The following is a 24,384-nucleotide window of genomic DNA, read 5'->3' as shown; positions in this document are numbered from 1 at the left end:
TTTTCGTTTGTTTTTCGAAATGAACATTCCTGAAAATTTTTGCGCTTATATGGTTTTCACATTTCCCCTGTGGCGAGGGGATAAATCCCCTCGCCACAAGAGCAGTCCCCGGCGCCATTTGCAGGCTGAAGATTTTCCCAACCAGGTCGATATAGAGCTCAAGACAGGAGAACCTCCCATGCGATTCGTGCTTTTTGTTGCCCTGGCCCTGAGCGTCACGGGCTGCACCCGTTGGTCGATGAACCATCACATGAACCTGGCCTACAAGGCCTATGAGCGCGGCAATTGCGAGCAGGTCATGCTCGAGCTGTCCCAGGTCGACCGCGCCAGCCGTGCCCGCCGCTATATGCAGCCGGAAGTCTCGATGCTGCGTGGCCAGTGCCTGGAGCGGCAGAAGCTGTTCGTCGATGCGGCGCAGACCTACCAGTTCATCATCACGCAATACCCTAACAGCGAATACGCCTTCCGTGCCCGGGCCCGGCTCGAGACCCTGCAGAGCCTGGGCCATTATCCGACCCGCAGCGCATCGGCGATCCGCCCGACGGCGTCCTGACAGCCCTCCCAAGCCATGGCCGGGGGCGATCCCTGGCCACCAGAGCAACGTATATTTTGTTTATGAAAGGTTTGCGGATGTACTGGCCGCCACACAGCCTTGAGCTATATTTGTACAAATCGTCATTAGAGCTGGGTCTCTAACTTCAAGCGGCACCTGTGACCGGCAGCAGTAGGGCCAAGACGCTTGTAAGCGTCTGGCACCGGGATCGGGGAGAGCGAGCTGGCGTTTGCTCGTTCCGAAGTATTCGGTTGCCCCTGTTTGGGGTCGTCCAAAAAGCGATACAAGACATGTACAAAAAACGGCGAATCGAGCGGCAGCAGCTGCCGTATTTTTTGAGAGTGTTTAATGAAGTCAACGGCAAGCCCATCGGTTTTCTGGGCAATGTTTCTGCAGATGGTCTGATGCTGATCAGCCATTTGCCGTTGATGGTCGGCGCGGACTTTGACTTGCACCTGAAAATCCCCGCCGATGAGGGACCGCAGCAGAACATTGTGCTCCGAGCCAATTGCCTGTGGTGCCGTGAAGATGTGACGCCGCAGCATTTCGACGCCGGTTTCAGCCTGCAGTCTGCACCGCCGGAGTACGCGCAACTGGTCAGTGCGTTGCGGCAGTATTTCAGTTTTCATTCGTTGCCGGCATCGGCCTGAGCCCCGACGCCTTTTAGTGGGATACCACCCTGTGGGAGCGAGCCTGCTCGCGATGGCGCACTTGAAATCGCCATCGCGAGCAGGCTCGCTCCCACAGGTGTTTCACAGTTTCTAAATATTATTCAGTTGCCAGTGCCGGTGCGGTTCTCAGCGCTGAATCTTCGCTTCGTTATCCAGCAGCCGTTCCAGCAACAACACCCCCATCTCGCCCATCTGGTGAATCGCCAGGGCCAGGTTGCGCGGGGCGCCTTCGAGGTCTTCCGATAAATCCAGGATCAGCGTGCTCACCGAGCAGAAGGTTTCGTAGCTGTGGGCAAGCATGCCTTCGGGGTCGGCGTCGGGGGCGACGATGAAGTAGTCCAGTTGTTTGTCGGTTTTCTTGTCGGGTTGGCCGTGGTTGGGCTTGAGGTAGTAGTCCAGGGCTCTTTGGGCGGCTTCGTCGAGCTTTTCGGAGTCGAGGGTTTCGTGGGGGGATAGCGGGTCGGTGTGGGGCGGGTTAGGTGTAGCTTTGAACATGATTAGGTCTCCTTAATGGGCCACCAACCGGTTCGCGACTAAACGAATGTAGGGTGGCGGCTGGACGCAGGTTAGTCGACCGGCGGAGACACGAAATCCGGCGCGCCCGAGGGCGCCCTGCGTACAGCCACCATCAAGTAAGGGATAGGGAAACCCCACTGGATGACGCTTGTGCACATCGTGTCAAACCGCCGGGCGACTAAACCCGATCACTGGATATCAGCGATGCGAATCAAGTTACGGGGCAGAACCAAGGCGCACAAGCCGGCGGATTCTGGCGGATCTGTAGTCCGTTGCGCAAGGCGCTGTAGTTAGCCGGACCTTTGCTGGCTCGCTGTAGGACCTAGGCGGTCCCGGCCTTTTTCCAGGCCAGGTATTGGGTCACCAGGTCCGCGCCTAACTCACTGGGGCGCGAGTCCAGGGCCGGGACGCCGTGGGCGGCCAGCTGCTTGTGCAGCTCGGCCCGGGCGTTCAAATAGTCCACCGTCCCGCAGTAGGCCAGGGCCTCGGGCACGGTTTGCACGGGTTCCTGGCGCAAGCGGTCGAGGGCCTCTTCCCGCAGGCTGGCCACCAACACCCGATGCTGTTGGCCCAGACGTTTCACCGCGGCGAGCAGGTCCGCGTCGTCCTCATCCCGCAGGTTGGTCACCAGCACCACCAGGGCCCGGCGTTTTTGCCGGGCCAGCAGTTGGGTCACGGCCGCCTGGTAATCGGCGGGGCGTTGGCTGCTGTCGAGGTCGTACACGGTGTTGAGCAGGACGTTGAGTTGGCCCGTGCCTTTGACCGGGGCGAGGTAGCGGGTTTGCTCGCTGGCGAAAGTGCTCAGGCCCACGGCATCGCCCTGGCGCAGTGCGGTGTAGCTGAGCAGCAGGCAGGCGTTGAGGGCGTGGTCGAAGTGCGACAACTCGCCGTCCTGGCTGCGCATGCGCCGGCCGCAATCGAGCATGAAGATGATCTGCTGGTCGCGTTCGTCTTCGTACTCCCGGGCAATTGGCGTGCGATGACGGGCGGTGGCCTTCCAGTCGATCTGGCGCAGGCTGTCGCCCTCGCGAAATTCGCGCAGTTGATGAAATTCCTGCCCTTGGCCGCGCCGTTGCCGCTGGCGGATGCCGAGCTGGCTGAGCCAGTTGTCCACCGCCAATAGCTGGCCTTCGTAGAGCCTGGCGAAATCCGGGTACACCCGAGTCTCATCGACCACGTCCAGCCGGCGCTTGCCGGTCCACAGGCCCAATGGGCTCGGCAGGTTGGTTTCGCACTGGGCGAAGGTGAAGTGGCCGCGCTTGAGCGGGCGCACGCGGTAGCCGACCTGGCTGTGCTGGCCGGGTTGAAGCTCGACCGACAGCGGCAGGTTTTCGAAGTCCAGGCCCTGGGGGATGTGGTCGAACATTTCGATGCTCAAGGGCTGGGCGAATTCATGCTGGATTTGCAGGTGCACTTCGCTCCAGCGCCCCAGGGCCAGGCTTCCCGGCATCTGCCGTTGCACCCGGGGCGAGGGCAAGCGCCTGAGGCGCGCCGCGTCGAGTATGGCCAGGACCAACAGGGCCAGCAGCAAGCCCCAGTTGATCGACAGCAACGTCGATGGCACCGCGATGCCCAATGCCCGCAGTGCGCCGAGCGCGATACTCACGGCCAGCAACAGGGCGAGCCAGGTCAGTAGCAGGCGTGAGGGTTTCATCGCAACATTCCCTTTGGAGGAAATGCAGAGCGGGCTTTTGTGCAGAGGGGACTCATGTGGGAGCAAAGCTTGCTCGCGAAACAGGCACCTCGATTTCTGCGAGACCGCGTCGCTTCCATCGCGGGCAAGCCTTGCTCCCACATAAATCCCCTTATCATGCTGGTGTTATTCACAACCGCGGCGCCGGCACTTGATCGAGCAGTTGCCCCAGCACCTGGTCCACCGTCAGCCCTTCGATGTCCAGCTCCGGCGCCAGTCGCACCCGATGGCGCAGCACGGCCAGGGCGCAGCCCTTGATGTCATCCGGCACGACGAACTCGCCGCCGCGCAACAACGCCCGTGCCCGGGCGCAACGCACCAGGGCAATCGAGGCACGCGGGCCGGCGCCGAGGGTCAAGCCCGGCCAACTGCGGGTGGTGCGGGCCAGGCGCACGGCGTAGTCGAGCACCTGGTCGTCCATTGGCAGATCGCTGGCGATGCGTTGCAGCGCTTGCACGTCCTTGGCTTGCAACACCGTGCGCAACGGCTGCACGTCGAGCATGTCGGCGCGGGTCGAGCGACTGACCTGGCGCACCATGTCCAGCTCCTGGTCGGCGTCGGGGTAGTCCATGCGCACCTTGAGCATGAAGCGGTCGAGCTCGGCTTCCGGCAGCGGGTAGGTGCCTTCCTGTTCGATGGGGTTCTGGGTGGCGAGGACCATGAACGGCTGGCTGATGGGCAGGGCCCGGCCTTCGAGGGTGACCTGGCGTTCCTGCATGGCTTCGAGCAGCGCGGCCTGGGTCTTGGCCGGTGCGCGGTTGATCTCGTCGGCCAGCAGCAGGTTGGTGAACACCGGGCCTTTGCGCAGCTTGAACTGCTCGGTCTGCAAGTCGTACACCGCATGCCCGGTGACGTCGCTGGGCATCAGGTCGGGGGTGAACTGGATGCGCGCGAACTCGCCGTTGAAACAGCGAGCCAGGGCCCGCACCAGCAAGGTCTTGCCCAACCCGGGAACACCTTCGAGCAGCACGTGCCCGCCGGCGATCAGTGCTGTGAGCACATCGTCGATCACGCTGGCCTGACCGACCACCGCCTTGCCCAGCTCGGTGCGAATGGCCTGGGCCAACTGACTGGCGCGCTGGCGCTGTTGGGCGGCATGGGCCTGGGCGTCGACAGGTTCGTTCTGTTCAGTCATAAGGCATTCCTGAGAGTTTGCAAATGGGCGACCTGGCGGCAGAACTCTGCGCTGGACATACGCTGTTTCGGTCGTGGGCTCAACGCCTGGCTGATGGCTCGGGTGGGTTGCCGGGTCAGGCGGGCGAGGACCTGCCATTGTTCGGCGACGGCCAGTTGTTCGAAGCCTGGATGAAGGTAGCGCGCCCGGCGCAGCAGGTCTTGTTGCAAGGCGTGCAACAAGTGTTGCTGGCCGTTGTGGCGCAGGTGGAAGCCGGCGCTGGCCTGCACGTGTTCTTCCAACTGACGTCGCGCCTTGGGGGCCGGTTGTTGCAGTGGGCCATGACGCACCGCCGAACGCCAGAACCACAGGGCAATCAAGGCGAGTAGCGCCACCAGCGCCTGGGGAAAGTAGCGCAGCAGCAGGGTCAGCAGGTTGTCATGGTCGGTGTTGTACAGCAGCGTGACGTCGGTGTCGGCACTCAAATACCAGAGCAACCAGGCGTTGTCGTACTGCTCGATGTTCTCGTTCTTCCACAGCTCGGCGTCGGTAATCACGGTGATCGAGCCCAGGCCGAGGTTCAGTTGCATCATGTGGGTCGACAGCGCGCTGTTGGCCCAGGCCTGGGCCAGGTTATGCGGGTCTTCGAGGTGAAAGTCGGTGTCGAAGCCGACATACGCCGGCGCCTCTTCGTCCTCCAGGTAGAGCTTGGTCAGCTCGGGATAACGGTCCTTGATCAGTTCGGGCGCCGGCTCCTTGAGGTCCTTGCTCAACAGTTGATGCAGGCGCACGCGGTCGAGCAGCAAGTCGCCGCTGCTACCGGTGGTCTCGTCCCACAAGGCTTCGGCAACCAAGAGCAAGCGCCCGCCGGCCCGGGTCCAGTTCATCAACTGTTCGACCTCCCGTGGCGTCATGTGGGTTCGCTCGCCCAGCAATAGCAGGCTGTGCTGGCGAGGCTCCAGGGTGGGCAGTACGTTCAGGTTGTTGGCGTGCTCGACGTTGATACCCTGCTGGCGCAGGAAAAGTTCGGCGGCCAGGTAAGGATTGGCCTGGGCTTGCGGGGAGGGGCCGTGCTCGATGGTTTCCTCGTAGGGGACGGCCTTGGCGTAGAGATAGAAGGCCAATGCGCCCACCAGCGCGGCCAGCACGGCGCCGATCAGCCAGCCTGCGTGCCGACTCATCGGGCCGCTCCCGGACCGAACAGTCCGCGCCAGCCGTCACACAGTTCCTGTTGCAGGTGTGCCGGCGGAGGGCGATGCCCGTAGGCAATGTTCTGCCAATGCAAGGTCAGGTTTTTGCTGAAGCCCAGCAGGTTTTCCTGCTTGAGCTGTTCGACGCGTTGCAGCACCTGGCCTTCGGTGTCGGCCGGTTTCAGGGGGATCTTGAAGTCGTGATGCAATCGGCTGAGCAGCGCCCGGTACAGCAGGCCCAGGGCTTCACGGGGCTCTGTGGCCCACAGTTGTTCGACGCTGGCGGCCACGTCGGCGGGCAGGCTCTCTTCGCGAATATCCAGGCCGAACATGCGCGCAGGTGTTGCTCGTTCCGTTGGCGGGCGCTTCGTCGGTCGGCGATTGGCCAGGGTCTTGAATCTTTCACGGTAACGCCAGGCCAGCCAGGCGATCGCCCCCAACAGGCAAGCCCACAGCACCACCTGGATCAGTGCCGCGGCGATGTCGAAGCGTTGGCTGCCGAGCCATTTGAACAGGGCCTTGAGCCAGCTCGGTTTGGCCTCGTTCTCGGTCTCGGTCTCTGGGGATTCGGCGGTTTCTTCGCCGAAACGATAGCGGGTGACGGTCTCGGGGTTCTTGAACGGCGGGGCGTCGAGGATCGCCTTGATGCCGTCCCGGGAGGCTTCGCTGGTGAGGGGCTGGTTGAGTAGTCTTGGGCTGTCGGGGCCGCTGCTGTCCTCGGCGGCAAACGCCGGGGGCGCCAGCGGCAGTAGCATGAGCGCCAGCAGCATCAACACCGTGGCCACGCCGTTCAGGCGCTGACGCAGGCGCCGGAACACCAGCTCGATGTCCCACGCTTCGAGGATCGTGCGTCGGTTCAGGTAGAGGCTGAAGCCGCAGGCGACATACACCGGCTCCCACAGGATCAGCAGCAGCGGGTAGAGGAAGTTGACCAGGTGTTCGAACCACAACCAGTCCCGCTCCGCCGCCGACACCAACATCTCCCAATCCCATTGCAGTTCGACTTGTTGCGGCACGAACAGATAGAACAAGGCCATCAGGCCGAACCACAAGGCGGTTTCCAGATGCGCGCCGATGATGGTCAACCATTGCGCCGCGCCGCGGTTGCGTTGCAGCAATACCCGCAAGCGCTGCGTCCGCGCTTCGCCGGAAAGCCCCTCGAGTTGCACCACCGGCATCAGGAAGCTGCGGCTCAGGCTCAGCCTGCGCCAGGTCAGGCTGGCCAGCAACTGGGGCTTGAGCAGCGCCGGCCACTGGAGCAAGGCCTGCCTCAAGGTGGGGGTTTCGCCGAACAGCGCCTTGGACAGGATGTACAGCGGCAGACGCTCAAAGGCCGGCTTCAACCACCAGAACAGCATCACCACCAGCGACGGTGAATCCCACAGCAGCAGGGATAACAACAGGTACACCGGCAGCGTGATGATCGCCCAACTGGTCATCAGCAGACGTCGATGCTGCTGGCTCATCAGCACGCCCAGGTCCATGGCTTCCCAGGTGGTGCGGGGGCGGATAACGACGGTGGCGTCACTCAGGCGCATGGCGCACCCGTCCGGCAAGCGACAGATAACTGATCACCAACAGCCACAACAAGGTGCCCACCGTGTATTTGGTGGCGGGCGTCACGGCGCTGGAAGACCAGTAGGCCTCGATGAACGCGGCAATGAGCAGGAACAGCATCACGCCGCCGATCATCAGCACGCTTTTGCCCGCGGCGAGCCGCAAGGCCTCGCCCCGGGTCAGGCGCCCCGGCGCGATCAAGGCCCAGCCCAATTGCAGGCCCGCGGCCCCGGCCAGGGCGATGGCGGTGAGTTCGAAGGCGCCGTGGCCGATCACGAACGACCAGAACGTTCCCCCGGAGCCGATCTGGGTCAGGTGCCCGGCCACCGCGCCGATGGTCAGCCCATTGAAAAACAGGAAGAACGCGCTGCCCAGCCCAAACATCAAGCCACTGGCAAAGGTCTGAAAGGCAATGCCGATGTTGTGCATGATGTAGTAGCCGAACATGACCCAGTCCTCGCTGGCGGCCCGTTCGACCGAGCGACCCAGGTGCCCGGAGGCCGGGTCATACATGCTGCGGATCTGGCTGATTTCGTCGGCGCCGAGCACGCTGTAGACCAGTTCCGGGAACAGATAGACCAGTAGCCCGATGCCGACCAGGCTGCCCAGGAACATCAGGCTGGCGACCAGCACGAATCGCCATTGTTCACGCACCAATCGAGGGAAACCGACCAGGATAAAGGCCGAGAGGCTGGCCGATGGTCGGCTGCGGTCCCGGTAGAGTTGCTGGTGACCGCGCAGCGCCAGTTGTTGCAACGTGTCGACCAGCAAGCTGCTGTAACCCCGGGCCTGGGCCAGTGCCAAATGATGGCAAAGCCGTCGGTAGGTGGCAGGGAAGTCGCTGCTCTGGGGCACACTGCGGCTGCGCTCCAGTTGGTCGAGTTGCCGGGACAGCTGCGCCCATTCCCCTTGGTAACGGCTTTCGAACAGGCTTTGCTTCATGTTGGCCCCAACAAGCCGCGGGCGACGCCATTGAGTTCGGCGACGGCGTGCGGCACCTGGACGTTCAGTGGCGCGGCCAGGATGGCCGCCAGTTCGTTGACCCGCGCCTGGGACAGTTCTGCCTGGCGTTCGGCGAAGCCCAGCACTGCGCGTTGTTCCTGCAGGCTCAGGGTGAAAGGCGTTCGTATCGGGGCCGCCATTGGCAATGCGGGGCGTTTGACCGGCTGCTCGCGATACACCACCAGCGTGCCGGCCGCGAGGTCGCCCAGGCGCTTGAATGCCGGGTGTTGCAGGCAACTGATGGCGCCGAAGGTGTAGCCGAAGGGCAGCATGTCGACGAAACGCAGGAGGTTGCGGATCAACGACGCCGACCAACCGATGGGCCGGCCGTCGTCCTGTACCACGCGCAGGCCCATGATCTGTTTGCCGGGAGAGCGCCCCTGGTTGAGCACCTCGAACAGCACCATGTACCACCAACTGACGACAAACAGCAGGATCGATCCCAGGCCGATCCCCAGCTCGCCGAAAAACGCCAGCACCAGGAAGAAAAGCCCCAGGACCAACCCGCGTATGCCCAGGTCGATGGCGAAGGCGATTGCACGCGGCATCAATCCCGCCGGGCGCAGCGGCAGGTCGATGCCTTCGGGCGTTTCAACCTGATAGCGCGTGTCCAGGGGCGCGGGCAGCGTCGCGTTCCTTTGCAGTGCTGGTGTCTCGAGCATGGGCAACCTGTGATGGGCCAGACCGAATGTTCAATCTCGGCCCAGATGCTAGCAGTCTTCGTGCGGGCAAACGATACAACTGTGTATGTCATTTCATGGTTAGCAACGGAATTGAGAGGGCGAGCACTGTCTGTTCCTGACCTACCGCCATCGCGAGCAGGCTCGCTCCCATAGGGGGGCGGTGGGCAGTGCATTCGAGGGCGCCATAGATCAACTGTGGGAGCGAGCCTGCTCGCGATGACGGCGTTACATTCAACATCAATACAAGCTGACTCACCGCCATTGCGAGCAGGCTCGCTCCCACAAGGGGGGGGTGTGGCCCCGCGCATTGGCATTCAAAAGTTACAGGACTGCTGGTCGCCGGCGGGTTCGAACGCCTAGACTTCGCCAGTCTTCAGTTCAGGAACAGCCCGTGACTTCCATTTTCTGGTACGACTACGAAACCACCGGCATCAACCCGCGTTGTGACCGGCCCTTGCAGGTGGCGGGTATCCGAACCGATTTCGAACTCAATGAAATCGACGAGCCGGTGAACCTGTATTGCCGGCCCAGCGATGACATCCTGCCCCATCCGGCAGCCTGTGCGATTACCGGTATCACCCCGGCATGCCTGGTCGAGAAAGGCTTGAGCGAAGCCGATTTCATGACCCGTGTCCACGGACAACTGGCAGCGCCCGGCACCTGTGGCGCCGGCTACAACACCCTGCGCTTCGACGATGAAATGACCCGCTACAGCCTCTATCGGAATTTCTTCGACCCGTACGCGCGGGAATGGCAGGGCGGCAACAGTCGTTGGGACCTGATCGATGTGGTGCGCGCCGCTTATGCGCTGCGCCCCGATGGCATTGTCTGGCCGCAAGAGGATGGTCGCGTTACCCTCAAGCTCGAGCGCCTGACCGCCGCCAATGGCATCGATCATGGCCAGGCCCACGACGCGTTGTCGGACGTGCGCGCGACCATCGCCCTGGCGCGCCTGATCCGGCAGAAGCAGCCCAGGCTCTACGATTGGTTGTTCCAGTTGCGCAGTAAACAGAAGGTGATGGACCAGATCCGCCTGTTGCAGCCCATGGTGCATATTTCCGGTCGCTTCTCGGCGGCGCGCAACTACATCGGTGTGGTCTTGCCGCTGGCCTGGCATCCGAAAAACCGCAACGCCCTGATTGTCTGTGACCTGCACCTGGACCCCCAGGGCCTGCTGGACCTCGATGCCGAAAGCCTGCGCCAGCGCTTGTATACCCGCCGGGAAGCATTGCTCGAAGGAGAGTTGCCGGTGCCGCTCAAGCTTATCCATATCAACAAGTGTCCGGTGATCGCGCCGTTGTCGGTGCTGCGTGCCGAGGACCAGCAGCGATTGGAACTGGACATGGAGGGCTATCAGCAGCGGGCATTGCGGCTAACTGACGCACAGAAAGTTTGGCAGGATAAACTTCAGGCTATTTATGCTCGCGAGGATTTCAGCGCCAGCGAGGATCCCGAGCAACAGTTATACGCAGGCTTCTTGGGCGATCGTGATCGGCGTTTATGTGAACAAGTGCGCATGGCTGATCCGGCGCAATTGGCTCAAGAACGCTGGCCGTTCGATGATGAGCGTTTGCCGGAACTATTGTTCCGATACCGCGCACGTAACTTTCCGGACACGTTGAATCCTGAAGAGCAGGGGCGTTGGAGACTTTTCTGCCAACAACGTCTGTCATCCCCGGAATGGGGCGCGCCTAATACCTTGGAAAGTTTTGATGAAGCGATGGCAGACTGGATGACGCTGTCTACACCAATGCAGCGAGAAGTACTCGCGGAGTGGCAGGGCTATAGCCAGCAATTGCGCAAACGTTTAAGCCTTGAGCCGCGATGAAATAAAAAGATGGCAGGCATAAAAAACGCCAGCAATCGCTGGCGTTTTTTGTTCGCAAAGAACGGTGCGAAGCGCTAAGGCTTAGCCCAGCAGGGTTGCCCAGCCTTCAACCACGTCACCGCCCCACTTGGCTTTCCACTCTTTCAGAGTCTTGTGGTTGCCACCTTTGGTTTCGATGACTTCACCGTTGTGCGGGTTCTTGTATTGCTTAACTTTGCGAGCGCGTTTGGTGCCGGTAGTTTTGACGGCGCCACGTGGTGCTTTGCTCGACTTGGCTTCTGGATCCAGCAGGGCAATGATGTCGCGCAGCGACTTGGAGTATTCGCCCATCAGAGTGCGCAGTTTGCCTTCGAATTCAAGCTCGGTTTGCAGTTTGTCGTCTTGGGACAGATTTTTCAGGCGAGCTTGCAGTTCTTTGATGGCTTCTTCTGTGGCGCGGTATTCATTGATCAAGGACATGTGGACTACCTTATGTAGGACGCGGGTGACAAGGAGACAGTGCGGCAATAGTAATCAGACAGTTTCATCAAGTAAACATTTAACCGGTGTTTTATTTAATTAATTAGTGCTGTGCCACAAAAATGCCTGTTGCAGTTAAATACCGCGACAGATGCCTTCACATCTGTTCACACATATAGCCTGCTTGCCCAGACCGCGCAGGTCGTGACCCGGGGCCGTCGCTGAGAAGGTGGCGTGTCATCGATACTGCAGTTTTGCCGCGCAATGGCTAGAATGGCCGCCTTTGCGAAGTTCTGGAGTTTCCCTAATGCGCACTTTTCGTCTGGTGATTGCTTGCCCGGACCGCGTCGGTATCGTTGCTAAAGTCAGTAACTTTCTGGCGTCCCATAACGGCTGGATCACCGAAGCGAGCCATCACTCGGACAATCAAAGTGGTTGGTTTTTCATGCGTCACGAGATTCGTGCCGACTCGCTGCCCTTCGGTATCGAAGCCTTTCGTGAAGCGTTCGCCCCCATTGCCGAAGAGTTCTCGATGGACTGGCGTATCACCGACACCGCGCAGAAAAAACGCGTGGTGTTGATGGCCAGCCGTGAGTCTCACTGCCTGGCCGACCTGCTGCACCGCTGGCACAGCGATGAGCTCGATTGCGACATCGCCTGTGTGATTTCCAACCATGACGACTTGCGCAGCATGGTGGAATGGCACGGTATCCCGTACTACCACGTACCGGTCAACCCGCAGGACAAGCAGCCGGCGTTTGCCGAGGTTTCGCGGCTGGTCAAGCAGCACGATGCCGAGGTGGTGGTGCTGGCGCGCTACATGCAAATCCTGCCGCCAGCCTTATGCAGCGAATATGCCCATAAGGTCATTAACATCCACCACAGCTTCCTGCCGTCATTCGTCGGTGCCAAGCCGTACCACCAGGCGTCGATGCGCGGTGTGAAGCTGATTGGCGCCACCTGCCACTACGTGACCGAAGAGCTGGATGCCGGCCCGATCATCGAGCAGGATGTAGTGCGCGTCAGCCACAGCGACAGCATCGAAGACATGGTGCGTTTCGGCCGTGACGTAGAGAAGATGGTGTTGGCCCGTGGCCTGCGTTATCACCTGGAAGACCGGGTGCTGGTGCACGGCAACAAGACCGTGGTCTTCTGACTACACTGCAAAGGGCCTGGACGAGCGATCGCCAGGCCTTTTTACTGAAGAACAACGATGTCCGTGGCGAGGGAGCTTGCTCCCGCTGGGCTGCGAAGCAGACCAAAAAATTCAACACCGTGCATCGGGAAAGTAGAGTAGGCAGGTTTTACGACTGCTGCGCAGCCGAGCGGGAGCAAGCTCCCTCGCCACGGTGATTTTCATGCCACCTCACGGAGGAACGCGCCATGACCGATCCATTGGACAAAGCCACTTCCAAAGCGCCGGCGACCCTGGGCGAGGGCTGCCTCAGCCGCTACGACCCCGACGCGTTGGGCCCGGAGGACGGCACTGAGTTTCCCGATGCCGCGCAATTGTGGGAGCAGTTGCATCCCCAGGACGATTCTGAACAGAAACCTTGATCTGTCAGGCTTGCCTGAGCCGGATCAGTTTCTTGATCAACGGCCGCCCGACCATCAGGAAGAACACCGGCCCACCGGCCACCAGATAAAAGTAATAGGTCACCGCCCGCCAGATCAGAATCGCCGCCGCCGCGGTGGATTTGCCCACCATGGGCGCCAGCAGCGCCGCCGAGGTCAACTCCGCCGCTCCGGCACCGCCCGGCAACAGGCTGAACTGCCCCGCGCTCAAGGACAGCATCTGGATCAGGAAACACCAGGCCCATTGCAAATCCGCCCCCAGCCCCCTCAATGCCAGGTACAACACGCTGTAGCGCAACGCCCAGTGCAGGCAGGTCAGGCCGAAGACCTGGAACAGTGTCTGTCGTGGCAACTTCAAGGTGTCGGTGAACGCCGCCAGAAAGCTCAGGATCTTGCGTGCCCAGCGTCGGCGGGTGAGGGGCTTCACACGCAAGTGACGCAGCAATCGAGCGCCCAGCAGAATCAGCTTGCGGTGATAACGGGCCACCAGTACGCAGCCGAACAGCCCGCCGAACAATGAAATCGCGCTCAACACCAGCATCCATTCCATGCGCTGGCTGAGGTTCTGGAACAGCGCGTAAAACAGAATGCCCACCAGGGCGCAGAGGAAGAACAGCAAGTCGCTCAACTGATCCATGGCAAACACCGCGCTGCCATGGGCCGGGCGCACGCCGTTGCGCGCCAGCAGGGCCATCAGCGTCAGCGGGCCGCCACTGCCTCCGGGCGTCGCGCACATGGCGAACTCGGTGGACATCACCACGCCGACGCTTTTCAGTCCGCTGATGCGACCACGATGTTCGCCTAGCAACAGGCGCAAGCGCACGGAGTTCAAGCCCCAGCACAGCACGATCATGCCGAGCATGGCCAGCAGCAGCGACAAGGGAAAACGCTGCACCCGCGACCACATTTCCCCGCCGCCCACCAGCAGCGGAACCAGCAGCGCCGTGAGCAGCGCGGCGCCCAGCCAGATCAGCCGTTTCATGCGGCGCTGCGGGCCCGCAGCCCCTGGGTCGCCAGCCAGTCGAGCTTGGTCATCGGCACGCGGCCGTCGTTGAGCAGGCGTTCGAGGGTGCGCAGCCAATAGTCCCGGGAAAACGTGTGGCGCATGTCCACCGGGTGCAGGCCCAGGCGAATTACCGGTGCCTGGCGCCAGCGTTGTTCACGCTGGTCGCTGATAACTTTCGACAGGCCACGGCGCCAGGCGCTGCGGGCACTCCAGACCAGCCCCGGCGCGTCGATGGCGGTGAAATCGGGCAAGCGATAAAGGTGTTGGGTGTCGCTGGTGTAGCTCAGCGGTAACTGACGCAAGGCCTGGCGCGTACCTTCGCTCATCAGCCAGGCCGGGGCGACGAAACCTTCCAGCGGCCAGTGGTAGCGCTCGAAGGTTTGGATACCGGCGCGCAGGCGGGCGAGGGCCTGCGCCTCGGACAGATGGTAGAACTCCCCCTCATGGGTATAGACCCGGCGCATGAACCAGTCCTTGGGATGAAGGGCGACAGGGCCGTCGTCGCAATGGTAGTAGCCATGCAACACCAGTTCGTCGCCGCGCTCGACCCGGCTGTCGAGCAGGCGCCGAAAGCCGGGGTGAGCCTCCAGGTCATTGGTGCGGTGAAAGTCCGGCACCACCAGCCAGGTCATTGGCACTTGGCCGAGGGCATCCACGGCCTCGACGAAGGGCTGGTAGTCGGGCCAGGTTTGCGGTGCTACGTCGTGCAGCACCAATAGCACGCTGGGCGGTTGATTCATCGACACGGACCTCGCCTCAACCATTGGCCAGCAGCGGCATCTGTTCGCCGAGCACGGCGTAGTAATGCCCCAGCAAGCTGTTGACCACGGAGTCCCAGGCGTAACGGCGCTCCACATGCTGACGCGCCAGAACCCCACGGCGTTGGCAACCTTCGGAGAAAAGCTGCCGCACGGCGTTGGCCATGGCCTGCGGGTTGTTGGGCGTGCACAGCAGCCCGCAGTCTTCATGGACGATTTCGGTGAAGGCCCCGGCCGCCACCGCCACCACGGGAATACCGCTGGCCATGGCTTCGAGGATCACCAGGCCGAAGGTCTCCTGGTCGCCAGCGTGCAACAGGGCGTCGGCGCTGGCCATGAGCCGGGCGACTTGCGGCGCCGGGCAGAACTCATCGATCACCGTGACGTTGTCCGGCACCACGGCGGGCATCGACGAGCCCACCAACAACAGGTGGTAGCGTTCGCCCAGGCGCTTCATGCACTTGAGCAGCACCGGCAGGTTTTTTTCCTTGGAGCCACGACCGGCGAAAATCAGCAGGCGCGTGTCTTCGGCGATACCCAGCTCAGCCCGCAGCTCCGGGTCGCGGGCGGCCGGGTTGAAGGTCTGCAGGTCGACGCCCAGCGGTTGCACGTAGACGTTCTTGACCCCCAACCCGGTCAGTTTGTCGGCCATGACCTGGCTGGGTGCCAGGACCCGGTCGAAATTGCCGTACAACTTGCTGACATAGGCTTCGATGTTGGGGGTGAACCAGTTGCCCATGCGATTGCTCACCAACAGTGGCAGGTCGGAGTGATAAAAGCCGATAACGGGCACGTCGAGCTGACGCCGTGCGTCCAGGGCCGCCCATGCGGTGAGGTAGGGGTCGCCGACTTCAATCAGATCCGGCTGCAGATCACGCAGGACATTGCGCCAGGGGGCCAGGCGAAGTGGGAAACGATAGCCCTTGCCGAAAGGCAGGGCGGGGGCCGGAACCTTGTAGATCCCATCGTGCTCGCTCAAATGCGCGCCGGGGATCAGCAGGCTGTGGCGAATCCCGGGCCGATCGCCCAGGCGTCGGTGCTTGGCATCCAGATAAGTGCGCACGCCTCCGCTGGCGGGGGCGTAGAACATGGTGATGTCCGCTATGTGCACGATGAACGTCCCTCCGGTCTGTGTTCTCCTGTGTTGACCTTTAGTAAGAATAGATGTTCGGTTGGGGTTGTGGTGACGTAGTGGCTATGCCAATGAATATGTGGCGAGGGAGCTTGCTCCCGCTGGAGTGCGAAGCGCTCCCAAGATTTTGGGGCCGCTTCGCAGCCCAGCGGGAGCAAGCTCCCTCGCCACATGAGTGCGGTCAAATGCGGTTTTTATTTCCAGTGCCAGGGCCTTGATGCGCCAGGCATGCTTTTATATAAGCGTGCAAAATGGCGTCATATCGCAAACACCACGGGTGACCATATGCCTGACTCATCGCAACTCATTATTGGCGCCGACCTCAGTGGCCAGCCCATCGCCCAGGCCATGCGCCTGGCGAACCGTCATGGTCTGGTGGCGGGTGCCACCGGTACCGGCAAGACCGTCACCTTGCAGCGCCTGGCCGAAATGTTCAGCGATGCCGGCGTGGCGGTGTTCGCCGCGGATATCAAAGGTGACCTGTGTGGCCTCGGCGCTGCCGGCAATCCCCAGGGCAAAATCGCCGAGCGCATCGCCGGCATGCCTTGGCTCAATCACCGACCCCAGGCTTATCCGGTGACCTTGTGGGATATCCACGGCCAGTCCGGTCATCCGCTGCGCACCACTCTGAGTGAAATGGGCCCGTTGTTGATCGGTAGCCTGCTGGAACTGACGGACAGCCAGCAGTCGGCGCTTTACGCGGCGTTCAAGGTGGCCGACCGCGAAGGCCTGTTGCTGCTCGACCTCAAGGACCTCAAGGCGCTGCTCAATTACCTCAAGGACAACCCCGAGTTGCTGGGGGACGACGCGGCCCTGATGACCACCGGCTCCAGCCAGGCCTTGTTGCGACGCTTGTCCACCCTGGAACAGCAGGGCGCGGACGCGTTGTTCGGCGAGCCAGCCCTGCAATTGGAAGACATCCTGCAACCGGCCAGCGATGGCCGCGGTCGCATCCACTTGCTGGACGCCAGCCGCCTGGTCCATGAAGCGCCGAAGGTCTACGCGACGTTCCTGCTGTGGCTGCTGGCCGAGCTATTCGAGCAGTTGCCCGAGCGCGGTGATGCGGACAAGCCGCTGTTGGCGCTGTTCTTCGATGAAGCGCACTTGCTGTTTGCCGGCACCCCCAAGGCGTTGCAGGAACGTTTGGAGCAAGTGGTACGGCTGATCCGTTCAAAAGGCGTTGGGGTGTATTTCGTGACCCAGTCGCCGGGGGATCTACCAGACGACGTGTTGGCGCAGTTGGGGTTGCGTATCCAGCATGGCTTGCGGGCCTTTACCGCCAAGGAGCAGAAGTCGTTGCGGGCGGTGGCGGACGGTTTTCGGCCGAATCCGCAATTCGATGCCCTGGCGGTGCTCACTGAGCTGGGCATCGGTGAAGCCCTGGTGGGCACCTTGCAGGAAAAAGGTACGCCGGAAATGGTCCAGCGCGTGCTGGTCGCGCCACCGCAGTCGCGCATCGGGCCGCTGAGCGAGGCCGAACGCGCCGGGCTGATCGCCAGCTCGCCGTTGCAAGGGCGTTATGACAAACCTATTGATCGCGAATCGGCCTATGAAGTGCTGATGGGGCGCAAGGGGCTGGAGCCGCAGGCCGAAGTGGCCCCGGGCAAGCCGACGGCCGAAGAGCCGAGCTTCACGGAAAAGGCCGGGGAGTTTCTCGGTACGGCGGCCGGCCAGGCGCTTAAATCGGCGATGCGCCAGGCGGCCAATCAACTGGGCCGGCAGTTGGTGCGCGGATTGATGGGGTCGTTACTGGGGGGCAGCAAGCGCCGGTAGTCAAGACCGAGTCGCCCCCTTCGCGAGCAGGCTCGCTCCCACAGTAGATTTCTGCCAGGCATAAAATGTGTGCCTGCCGCAGATCTATTGTGGGAGCGAGCCTGCTCGCGATGGCGGTTTAGCAGGCGAAGAATAGGCCGACTGACCTGGCGCTATCGCGAGCAGGCTCGCTCCCACAGGGGGAATCTGTAGGGTGAAGGAAATGGTATTCACACCGAAGGTCCATCGTGGGAGCGAGCCTGCTCGCGATAGCGATTGAACAGGCGACGAAAATCTCAGTCCTTGGGCCGCGCATGGGCCGCCAATCGCTCCAGCGCCGCTCGCAGGTTGGGGTCGGTGATGCCGTCCGCCGTGGCCTGAATGGTCGCGGCGGCATCGGTGGACAAATCCAGCGTATGCCCCTTGGCGCCGACCTGGACGGTGGGCGGCTGGACCTTGAACAGGATTCGCGTCAGGTTGGCGAACTCTTCGAATGCCTGCAATTGGCGCAGCAGGCGTTTTTGCTGGTAGCGCAGGCGGGTGGCCCAGTGGCCGTCGGTGACGATCAGCAGCAGGCTGCCTTCGCGCCAGGACGCCACGTGGCAATGCTCGCGGGCGGCCGGCTGCAACTGGCTGTCGAGCAAGCGCTGCAAGTGACCCAGGCGTCTGGCGTGGCCAAAGATGGCTTTCAGCGGCTTGGCTTCGCGCAGCAGAACGGCGGGCGCCTTGGCTGGAAGAGGGCGAAAGGCCATGAATGAATACCGCAAGTGACAGAGGCGCCATGGTAGCAGAAAGCGTCGGATGCGCCTCGACCCTCTCGCCCTGCGGCTTTTGGCTGCACAATCAATGAGTAACTTCTGCGCTTTGTGGGTTGAAGTTCGTGCAAAAGCCCTTATTTTAGGGAGGCCCCGTCACAGCGCTGTGCCAGCATCGTGGAATAACGCCACTTTCCTCTCCATCGTTTCCGGGTAGAATGCTCGTTCGCATGCGGCCATGAGGGCTGCACGGGCGACTCACGGGGCCGCCCTCCATCCCTTTAGTGTGGAAGATCCTGCCGATATGTTTGCGCCTTTGTTAAAGAAACTTTTTGGAAGCAAGAACGAGCGTGAAATCAAGCGCATGCTCAAGACGGTACAGACTGTCAATGCCTTCGAAGAGCAAATGGTGGCCCTTTCGGACGATCAGTTACGCGCCAAGACTGCCGAATTCAAGGACCGCATCGCCAAGGGGGAAACCCTTGACCAGATCCTGCCCGAAGCCTTTGCGGTTGCCCGTGAAGCCGGCAAGCGGATCATGGGCATGCGCCACTTCGACGTTCAGTTGATTGGTGGCATGACCTTGCACGAAGGCAAGATCGCCGAAATGCGTACCGGTGAGGGCAAGACCCTCGTGGCGACCCTGGGCGTGTACCTCAATGCACTGTCCGGCAAGGGCGTGCACGTGGTGACGGTCAACGACTACCTGGCCCGCCGCGACGCCAACTGGATGCGCCCGCTCTACGAATTCCTCGGCCTGACCGTCGGCGTCGTCACGCCGTTCCAGCCGCCGGAAGAGAAGCGCGCCGCCTACGCTGCCGACATTACCTACGGCACCAACAACGAATTCGGTTTCGACTACCTGCGCGACAACATGGCGTTCAGCATGGAAGAAAAATTCCAGCGTGAACTCAACTTTGCCGTGATCGACGAAGTCGACTCCATCCTCATCGACGAAGCGCGTACCCCGCTGATCATTTCCGGTCAGGCCGAGGACAGCTCCAAGCTGTACATCGAGATCAACAAGCTGATCCCGCAGCTCAAGTTGCACGTCGAGGAAGTCGAAGGCGAAGTGACCCAGCCGGGGCACTACACCATCGACGAGAAGACCCGCCAGGTCGAGCTCAACGAGGCCGGTCACCAGTTCATCGAGGAAATGCTCGCCCGCGTCGGCTTGCTGGCCGAAGGCGAGAGCCTCTACTCGGCCCATAACCTGGGCCTGCTGACCCACGTCTATGCTGGCCTGCGCGCCCACAAGCTGTTCCATCGCAACGTCGAATACATCGTCCAGGACGGCCAGGTCGTGCTGGTGGACGAACACACCGGCCGTACCATGCCGGGTCGTCGCTTGTCCGAAGGCCTGCACCAGGCCATCGAAGCCAAGGAAAACCTGAACATCCAGGCCGAGAGCCAGACCCTGGCTTCCACCACCTTCCAGAACTACTTCCGCCTGTACAACAAGCTGTCCGGCATGACCGGTACCGCTGACACCGAAGCGTTCGAATTCCACCAGATCTACGGCCTGCAAGTGGTGGTGATTCCACCGAACAAGCCGCTGGCTCGTAAAGACTACAACGACCTGGTGTTCCTGACCGCCGAAGAGAAGTACGCGGCGATCATCAACGACATCAAGGAAGGCATGGCCCAGGGCCGGCCGATCCTGGTGGGTACCGCCACCATCGAGACCTCCGAGCACATGTCCGCCTTGCTCAACAAGGAAGGCATCGAGCACAAGGTCCTCAACGCCAAGTTCCACGAGAAGGAAGCCGAGATCATCGCCCAGGCCGGTCGCCCGGGTGCGCTGACCATCGCCACCAACATGGCCGGTCGTGGTACCGATATCCTGCTGGGCGGCAACTGGGAAGTGGAAGTCGCCAGCCTGGAAAACCCGACCCCCGAGCAGATCGCGCAGATCAAGGCCGATTGGCAGAAGCGTCACCAGCAGGTACTGGAGTCCGGTGGCTTGCAGGTAATCGCTTCCGAGCGTCACGAATCGCGGCGTATCGACAACCAGCTGCGTGGCCGTGCCGGTCGCCAGGGTGACGCCGGTTCCAGCCGCTTCTACCTGTCCCTGGAAGACAGCCTGATGCGCATCTTCGCCTCTGACCGGGTGAAGAACTTCATGAAGGCCCTGGGCATGCAGCCAGGCGAGGCGATCGAGCACCGCATGGTGACCAACGCCATCGAGAAGGCCCAGCGCAAGGTCGAGGGCCGCAACTTCGATATCCGCAAGCAATTGCTCGAGTTCGACGACGTCAACAACGAACAGCGTAAAGTGATCTATCACATGCGTAACAGTTTGTTGGCCGCCGACAACATTGGCGAAACCATCGCCGACTTCCGCCAGGACGTGCTCAACGCCACCGTCAGCGCCCATATCCCGCCGCAGTCGCTGCCGGAACAGTGGGACGTCGCCGGCCTGGAAGCCGCCTTGCAGAGCGATTTCGGCGTGGCATTGCCGATCCAGCAGTGGCTCGACGAAGACGATCACCTGTACGAAGAAACCCTGCGCGAGAAGCTGCTGGCCGAATTGATCGCCGCGTACAACGAGAAAGAAGACCAGGCCGGCGAAGAAGCGCTGCGCTCCTTCGAGAAGCAGATTGTATTGCGCGTACTGGACGACTTGTGGAAAGACCACCTGTCGACCATGGACCACCTGCGTCATGGTATCCATTTGCGCGGTTATGCCCAGAAGAACCCGAAGCAGGAGTACAAGCGCGAGTCCTACACGCTGTTCTCCGAATTGCTCGATTCGATCAAGCGCGATTCGATCCGCGTGCTGTCCCACGTTCAGGTTCGCCGCGAAGACCCGGCCGAAGAAGAAGCTCGCCTGCGCCAGGAAGCCGAAGCCCTGGCTGCGCGCATGCAGTTCGAACACGCCGAAGCCCCGGGCCTGGAAGTGGTCGCCGAAGAGGGTGTCGATGTCGATGTCGCCCTGGCCACCGCGCCGGTGCGCAACGAGCAGAAGCTGGGCCGTAACGAACTGTGCTACTGCGGTTCGGGCAAGAAATACAAGCATTGCCACGGGCAGATCCAATAAACCCGTTTCAACGCTGAACCACCCGCGCCGCGACCGGCTTCCAGCCGTCGCGGCGTTTTGCCATTTGATTCGCCGTTTCGATGAGGACGGCGTCGATATACATCTAATTTAGGAGCGCATTCATGGCTGTTGGTCTTGGTCCGTTGCCAACGTTGCACCCGGTTGCCGGTTTTGAACTCGGTATCGCTTCGGCGGGCATCAAGCGCCCCGGGCGCAAGGACGTCGTGGTCATGCGTTGCGCCGAAGGTTCGACGGTCGCTGGGGTGTTCACCCTCAACGCCTTTTGCGCAGCTCCGGTCATCCTGGCCAAGCAGCGCGTACAGGGGCCGGTGCGTTACTTGCTGACCAACACCGGTAACGCCAACGCCGGCACCGGCGCGCCAGGCCTGGCCGCCGCCGAGCGCACCTGCGCCAAGCTGGCGGAGCTGACCGGCGTCGATGCCAGCCAGGTGCTGCCATATTCCACCGGCGTGATCGGCGAACCGCTGCCGGTCGAGAAGATCGAGGGCGCGCTGCAGGCGGCACTCGATGACCTGTCGGAAAACAACTGGGCCGCGGCCGCCACCGGCATCATGACCACCGACACCCTGCCCAAGGGCGCGAGTCGTCAGTTCCAGCACGACGGCGTGACCGTCACCGTCACCGGCATCAGCAAAGGCGCCGGCATGATCCGCCCGAACATGGCGACCATGCTCGGCTACATCGCCACCGACGCCAAGGTTTCCCGGCAGGTGCTGCAAGACCTGATGCTCGACGGCGCCAACAAGTCGTTCAACCGCATCACCATCGACGGCGACACCTCCACCAACGACTGCTGCATGCTGATCGCCACCGGCAAGGCCAACCTGCCGGAGATCACCGAGGCCAGTGGGCCGCTGTTCGCCGCCCTGAAGCAGGCAGTGTTCGAAGTGTGCATGGAAGTGGCCCAGGCCATCGTGCGTGACGGCGAAGGCGCGACCAAGTTCGTGACCGTGCAGGTCAATGGTGGTGGCAATCACCAGGAATGCCTGGATGTCGGCTACACCGTGGCCCACTCGCCGCTGATCAAGACCGCGCTGTTCGCCTCTGACCCGAACTGGGGCCGGATCCTCGCCGCCGTTGGCCGTGCCGGCGTGCCGGAGCTGGACGTGAGCAAGATCGACGTGTTCCTCGGTGAAGTCTGTATCGCCAGCCAGGGTGCTCGCGCTGCGACCTATACCGAAGCCCAGGGGGCGGCGGTGATGCAACAGGAAGAGATCACCATCCGTATCGAGCTGGGGCGTGGTGCTTGCAGCGAAACGATCTGGACTACCGACCTGTCCCACGAGTATGTGAAGATCAACGCTGAGTACCGGACTTAATACGCTCGGGTCTGAGTCGCTCCTATCGCGAGCAGGCTCGCTCCCACAGGGGAATTGTTGGGTGACATAGAAAGTGTTCACACCACCAATCTACCTGTGGGAGCGAGCCTGCTCGCGATGGTGCCAGTACAGACACCCCAGAACCATAAGAAAGGAATCCACATGAGCCTGCACCTGATCATCGGCGATAAAGATCTATCCTCCTGGTCCATGCGCGGCGCGCTCGCCCTGGCACTGACCGGCGCGAAGTACACCGAAGAGCTGGTCAGGCTCGACCAACCCGACACCCGTGAGAAACTGCTCAAGTATTCGGCCACGGCCAAGGTCCCGTTGCTCAAGACCGAATTTGGCGTGATCGCCGATTCCCTGGCGATTGCCGAATACCTGGCCGAGCAGTTTCCGGATGCCGGTCTCTGGCCCAAGGATTTGGCCGCCCGGGCCCAGGCACGCTCGGCCTGTGCGCAAATGCACAGCGGTTTTTTCGCTATCCGCAGCAACATGCCGTTTGACCTGTTGCGCGATGCGCCATTGTCGCCCGTGCCGGCTGACGTCCAGGCGGAAATCGAGCGGCTGCTGGCGCTGTGGGCCGAATGCCGTGCCGCGGCAACCGAAGCTGGTCCCTACCTGTTTGGTCGCGTCAGTCTGGCCGATGCGTTTTTTGCCCCTATTGCCGTGCGCTTGCGCACTTATCAGGTGGCCCTGTCGGAGGTCGATGCGGCCTACGTCGAAACCCTTTATCAATGGCCGGCGTTCAAGGCGTGGCAACAGGCTGGCCTGGAGGAAACTGCGCGGTGAAACGAGTTCATGTGGCGGCGGCGGTCATTCGCGATGCCGCCGGCAAAATCCTGATCGCCCGACGGGCCGACACCCAGCACCAGGGCGGCCTGTGGGAATTCCCTGGTGGCAAGGTCGAGGCCGATGAGTCCGTCGAAACCGCCCTGGCCCGTGAACTTCATGAGGAGCTGGGCATTGTCGTCGATGCCGCCCGGCCGTTGATCAAGGTGCGCCACGATTACCCGGACAAACAGGTGTTGCTGGATGTCTGGGAAGTCTCGGCGTTCACCGGCGAGCCCCACGGTGCCGAAGGGCAGCCGTTGGCCTGGGTGACGGCCCGCGACCTGACGAACCATGAGTTCCCGGCGGCCAATCAGCCGATCGTCGCGGCGGCTCGTTTGCCGGGTGAATACCTGATCACCCCTGAAGGCCTTGAGACGCCGGCCTTGCTGCGCGGCATGCAGAAGGCGATCGCTGGCGGGATCAAGTTGGTCCAGCTACGTGCCCCCAACGGCTACGACCCGCAATACCGCGACCTGGCGGTGGATGCGGCGGGGTTGTGCGCCGGCAAGGCCCAACTGATGCTCAAGGGGCCGTTCGAATGGCTGGGGGACTTTCCCTCCGCAGGTTGGCATATCACCGCAGCACAATTGCGCAAGCATGCAGCGGCCGGTCGACCGTTCGGCAAGGATCGCTGGCTGGCGGCCTCCTGTCATAACGCCGAGGAATTGGCTTTGGCGCAGCAGATGGACGTGGATTTCGTGACGCTCTCGCCGGTGCAACCGACCCAGACTCACCCTGATGCCCAGCCCTTGGGATGGGCAGAGGCCGCTCGGTTGATCGACGGTTTCAACAAGCCGGTCTATCTGTTGGGTGGGGTAGGGCCTGGCGAACGGCAAAAAGCCTGGGAAGCCGGGGCGCAGGGTGTGGCGGGGATTCGGGCGTTTTGGCCTGAAGCTTGATTCTGTGGTGAATGGGCAGGCCTC

At 62.0% G+C, this 24,384-nt stretch carries 22 protein-coding genes; 10 read left to right on the top strand and 12 right to left on the bottom strand.

Annotated features, from left to right (window positions below; translation table 11 throughout):
* Positions 1-178 precede the first annotated feature (178 nt).
* Positions 179-553: a tol-pal system YbgF family protein gene (locus tag PSH86_RS24165; RefSeq protein WP_109753779.1), complete on the top strand. Its 375-nt coding sequence runs from the start codon at positions 179-181 to the stop codon at positions 551-553.
* Between the two features lie 290 nt (positions 554-843).
* The gene (locus PSH86_RS24160) at positions 844-1,203 is read left to right on the top strand and encodes a PilZ domain-containing protein (RefSeq protein WP_109753780.1); all 360 of its coding nucleotides are present in this window, start codon (positions 844-846) and stop codon (positions 1,201-1,203) included.
* Between the two features lie 147 nt (positions 1,204-1,350).
* Here PSH86_RS24160 and PSH86_RS24155 read toward each other — a convergent pair whose 3' ends face one another.
* From PSH86_RS24155 to PSH86_RS24125, 7 genes are all read right to left on the bottom strand, one after another.
* Positions 1,351-1,719, bottom strand: a complete 369-nt coding sequence (locus tag PSH86_RS24155; RefSeq protein WP_305485402.1) for a DUF6124 family protein — start codon at positions 1,717-1,719, stop codon at positions 1,351-1,353.
* A gap of 343 nt (positions 1,720-2,062) precedes the next feature.
* Positions 2,063-3,394, bottom strand: a complete 1,332-nt coding sequence (locus PSH86_RS24150; protein WP_109753782.1) for a DUF58 domain-containing protein — start codon at positions 3,392-3,394, stop codon at positions 2,063-2,065.
* A 169-nt stretch (positions 3,395-3,563) separates the two neighbouring features.
* Positions 3,564-4,568 carry a MoxR family ATPase gene (locus PSH86_RS24145; RefSeq protein ID WP_109753783.1) on the bottom strand — a complete coding sequence of 335 codons (1,005 nt, stop codon included), beginning with the start codon at positions 4,566-4,568 and terminating at the stop codon, positions 3,564-3,566.
* On the bottom strand, positions 4,565-5,728 hold the full coding sequence (locus PSH86_RS24140) for a DUF4350 domain-containing protein (protein ID WP_305485398.1): 1,164 nt from the start codon (positions 5,726-5,728) through the stop codon (positions 4,565-4,567). Before PSH86_RS24140 ends, PSH86_RS24145 begins: the two co-directional genes overlap by 4 nt.
* Complete coding sequence (locus PSH86_RS24135) at positions 5,725-7,275, bottom strand: DUF4129 domain-containing protein (protein WP_305485395.1); 1,551 nt, start codon at positions 7,273-7,275, stop codon at positions 5,725-5,727. Before PSH86_RS24135 ends, PSH86_RS24140 begins: the two co-directional genes overlap by 4 nt.
* Positions 7,262-8,236 (bottom strand): stage II sporulation protein M, encoded by a 975-nt coding sequence (locus PSH86_RS24130; protein WP_305485392.1) that lies wholly within the window; start codon positions 8,234-8,236, stop codon positions 7,262-7,264. Before PSH86_RS24130 ends, PSH86_RS24135 begins: the two co-directional genes overlap by 14 nt.
* The gene (locus PSH86_RS24125) at positions 8,233-8,958 is read right to left on the bottom strand and encodes an RDD family protein (protein ID WP_109753787.1); all 726 of its coding nucleotides are present in this window, start codon (positions 8,956-8,958) and stop codon (positions 8,233-8,235) included. Before PSH86_RS24125 ends, PSH86_RS24130 begins: the two co-directional genes overlap by 4 nt.
* Before the next feature lie 412 nt (positions 8,959-9,370).
* Here PSH86_RS24125 and sbcB point away from each other — a divergent pair, with 412 nt between their 5' ends.
* Positions 9,371-10,807, top strand: a complete 1,437-nt coding sequence (sbcB, locus tag PSH86_RS24120) for an exodeoxyribonuclease I (protein WP_305485389.1) — start codon at positions 9,371-9,373, stop codon at positions 10,805-10,807.
* Between the two features lie 81 nt (positions 10,808-10,888).
* On the opposite strand, the gene mvaT is transcribed toward sbcB, so the two are convergent.
* Positions 10,889-11,266 carry a histone-like nucleoid-structuring protein MvaT gene (gene mvaT / locus PSH86_RS24115; RefSeq protein WP_003205091.1) on the bottom strand — a complete coding sequence of 126 codons (378 nt, stop codon included), beginning with the start codon at positions 11,264-11,266 and terminating at the stop codon, positions 10,889-10,891.
* A gap of 307 nt (positions 11,267-11,573) precedes the next feature.
* Here mvaT and purU point away from each other — a divergent pair, with 307 nt between their 5' ends.
* Complete coding sequence (purU, locus tag PSH86_RS24110) at positions 11,574-12,422, top strand: formyltetrahydrofolate deformylase (RefSeq protein ID WP_003178545.1); 849 nt, start codon at positions 11,574-11,576, stop codon at positions 12,420-12,422.
* A 227-nt stretch (positions 12,423-12,649) separates the two neighbouring features.
* Entirely contained in the window at positions 12,650-12,823 is a 174-nt protein-coding gene (locus PSH86_RS24105; protein ID WP_162893863.1) for a hypothetical protein, read from the top strand.
* Positions 12,824-12,827: 4 nt separating this feature from the next.
* Here PSH86_RS24105 and PSH86_RS24100 read toward each other — a convergent pair whose 3' ends face one another.
* Genes PSH86_RS24100 through PSH86_RS24090 form a run of 3 tightly spaced genes read right to left on the bottom strand, consistent with a single transcriptional unit; the run spans position 12,828 to position 15,695 of the window.
* Entirely contained in the window at positions 12,828-13,823 is a 996-nt protein-coding gene (locus PSH86_RS24100; protein WP_109753790.1) for a lysylphosphatidylglycerol synthase transmembrane domain-containing protein, read from the bottom strand.
* A complete protein-coding gene (locus PSH86_RS24095) occupies positions 13,820-14,587 on the bottom strand; it encodes a DUF2334 domain-containing protein (RefSeq protein ID WP_109753791.1) in 768 nt (255 codons plus the stop codon). The genes PSH86_RS24100 and PSH86_RS24095 overlap by 4 nt, the downstream gene beginning before the upstream one ends.
* A 16-nt stretch (positions 14,588-14,603) precedes the next feature.
* A complete protein-coding gene (locus PSH86_RS24090) occupies positions 14,604-15,695 on the bottom strand; it encodes a glycosyltransferase family 1 protein (protein ID WP_109753792.1) in 1,092 nt (363 codons plus the stop codon).
* A 327-nt stretch (positions 15,696-16,022) separates the two neighbouring features.
* Between PSH86_RS24090 and PSH86_RS24085 the strand changes: the two genes are divergently transcribed.
* Positions 16,023-17,510: a helicase HerA-like domain-containing protein gene (locus PSH86_RS24085; protein ID WP_305485385.1), complete on the top strand. Its 1,488-nt coding sequence runs from the start codon at positions 16,023-16,025 to the stop codon at positions 17,508-17,510.
* Between the two features lie 275 nt (positions 17,511-17,785).
* Here PSH86_RS24085 and PSH86_RS24080 read toward each other — a convergent pair whose 3' ends face one another.
* Positions 17,786-18,241 (bottom strand): DUF721 domain-containing protein, encoded by a 456-nt coding sequence (locus PSH86_RS24080; RefSeq protein ID WP_305485383.1) that lies wholly within the window; start codon positions 18,239-18,241, stop codon positions 17,786-17,788.
* A 307-nt stretch (positions 18,242-18,548) separates the two neighbouring features.
* Between PSH86_RS24080 and secA the strand changes: the two genes are divergently transcribed.
* The 4 genes from secA to PSH86_RS24060 all read left to right on the top strand — a co-directional run bounded on the left by secA (position 18,549) and on the right by PSH86_RS24060 (position 24,360).
* Positions 18,549-21,284, top strand: coding sequence for a preprotein translocase subunit SecA (gene secA / locus PSH86_RS24075; protein ID WP_305485381.1), 2,736 nt, complete (start codon positions 18,549-18,551; stop codon positions 21,282-21,284).
* A gap of 122 nt (positions 21,285-21,406) precedes the next feature.
* A complete protein-coding gene (argJ, locus tag PSH86_RS24070) occupies positions 21,407-22,624 on the top strand; it encodes a bifunctional glutamate N-acetyltransferase/amino-acid acetyltransferase ArgJ (RefSeq protein ID WP_109753795.1) in 1,218 nt (405 codons plus the stop codon).
* A gap of 162 nt (positions 22,625-22,786) precedes the next feature.
* Positions 22,787-23,419, top strand: coding sequence for a glutathione S-transferase family protein (locus tag PSH86_RS24065; RefSeq protein WP_305485378.1), 633 nt, complete (start codon positions 22,787-22,789; stop codon positions 23,417-23,419).
* The gene (locus tag PSH86_RS24060; RefSeq protein WP_305485376.1) at positions 23,416-24,360 is read left to right on the top strand and encodes a Nudix family hydrolase; all 945 of its coding nucleotides are present in this window, start codon (positions 23,416-23,418) and stop codon (positions 24,358-24,360) included. The genes PSH86_RS24065 and PSH86_RS24060 overlap by 4 nt, the downstream gene beginning before the upstream one ends.
* Positions 24,361-24,384: the final 24 nt, after the last annotated feature.

It is taken from the genome of Pseudomonas sp. FP2300 (genome assembly GCF_030687595.1).
Taxonomy (GTDB): domain Bacteria; phylum Pseudomonadota; class Gammaproteobacteria; order Pseudomonadales; family Pseudomonadaceae; genus Aquipseudomonas; species Aquipseudomonas bijieensis.
Note: the sequence above shows the minus strand (reverse complement) of the source record. Positions and strands in the feature narration are given on the sequence as shown.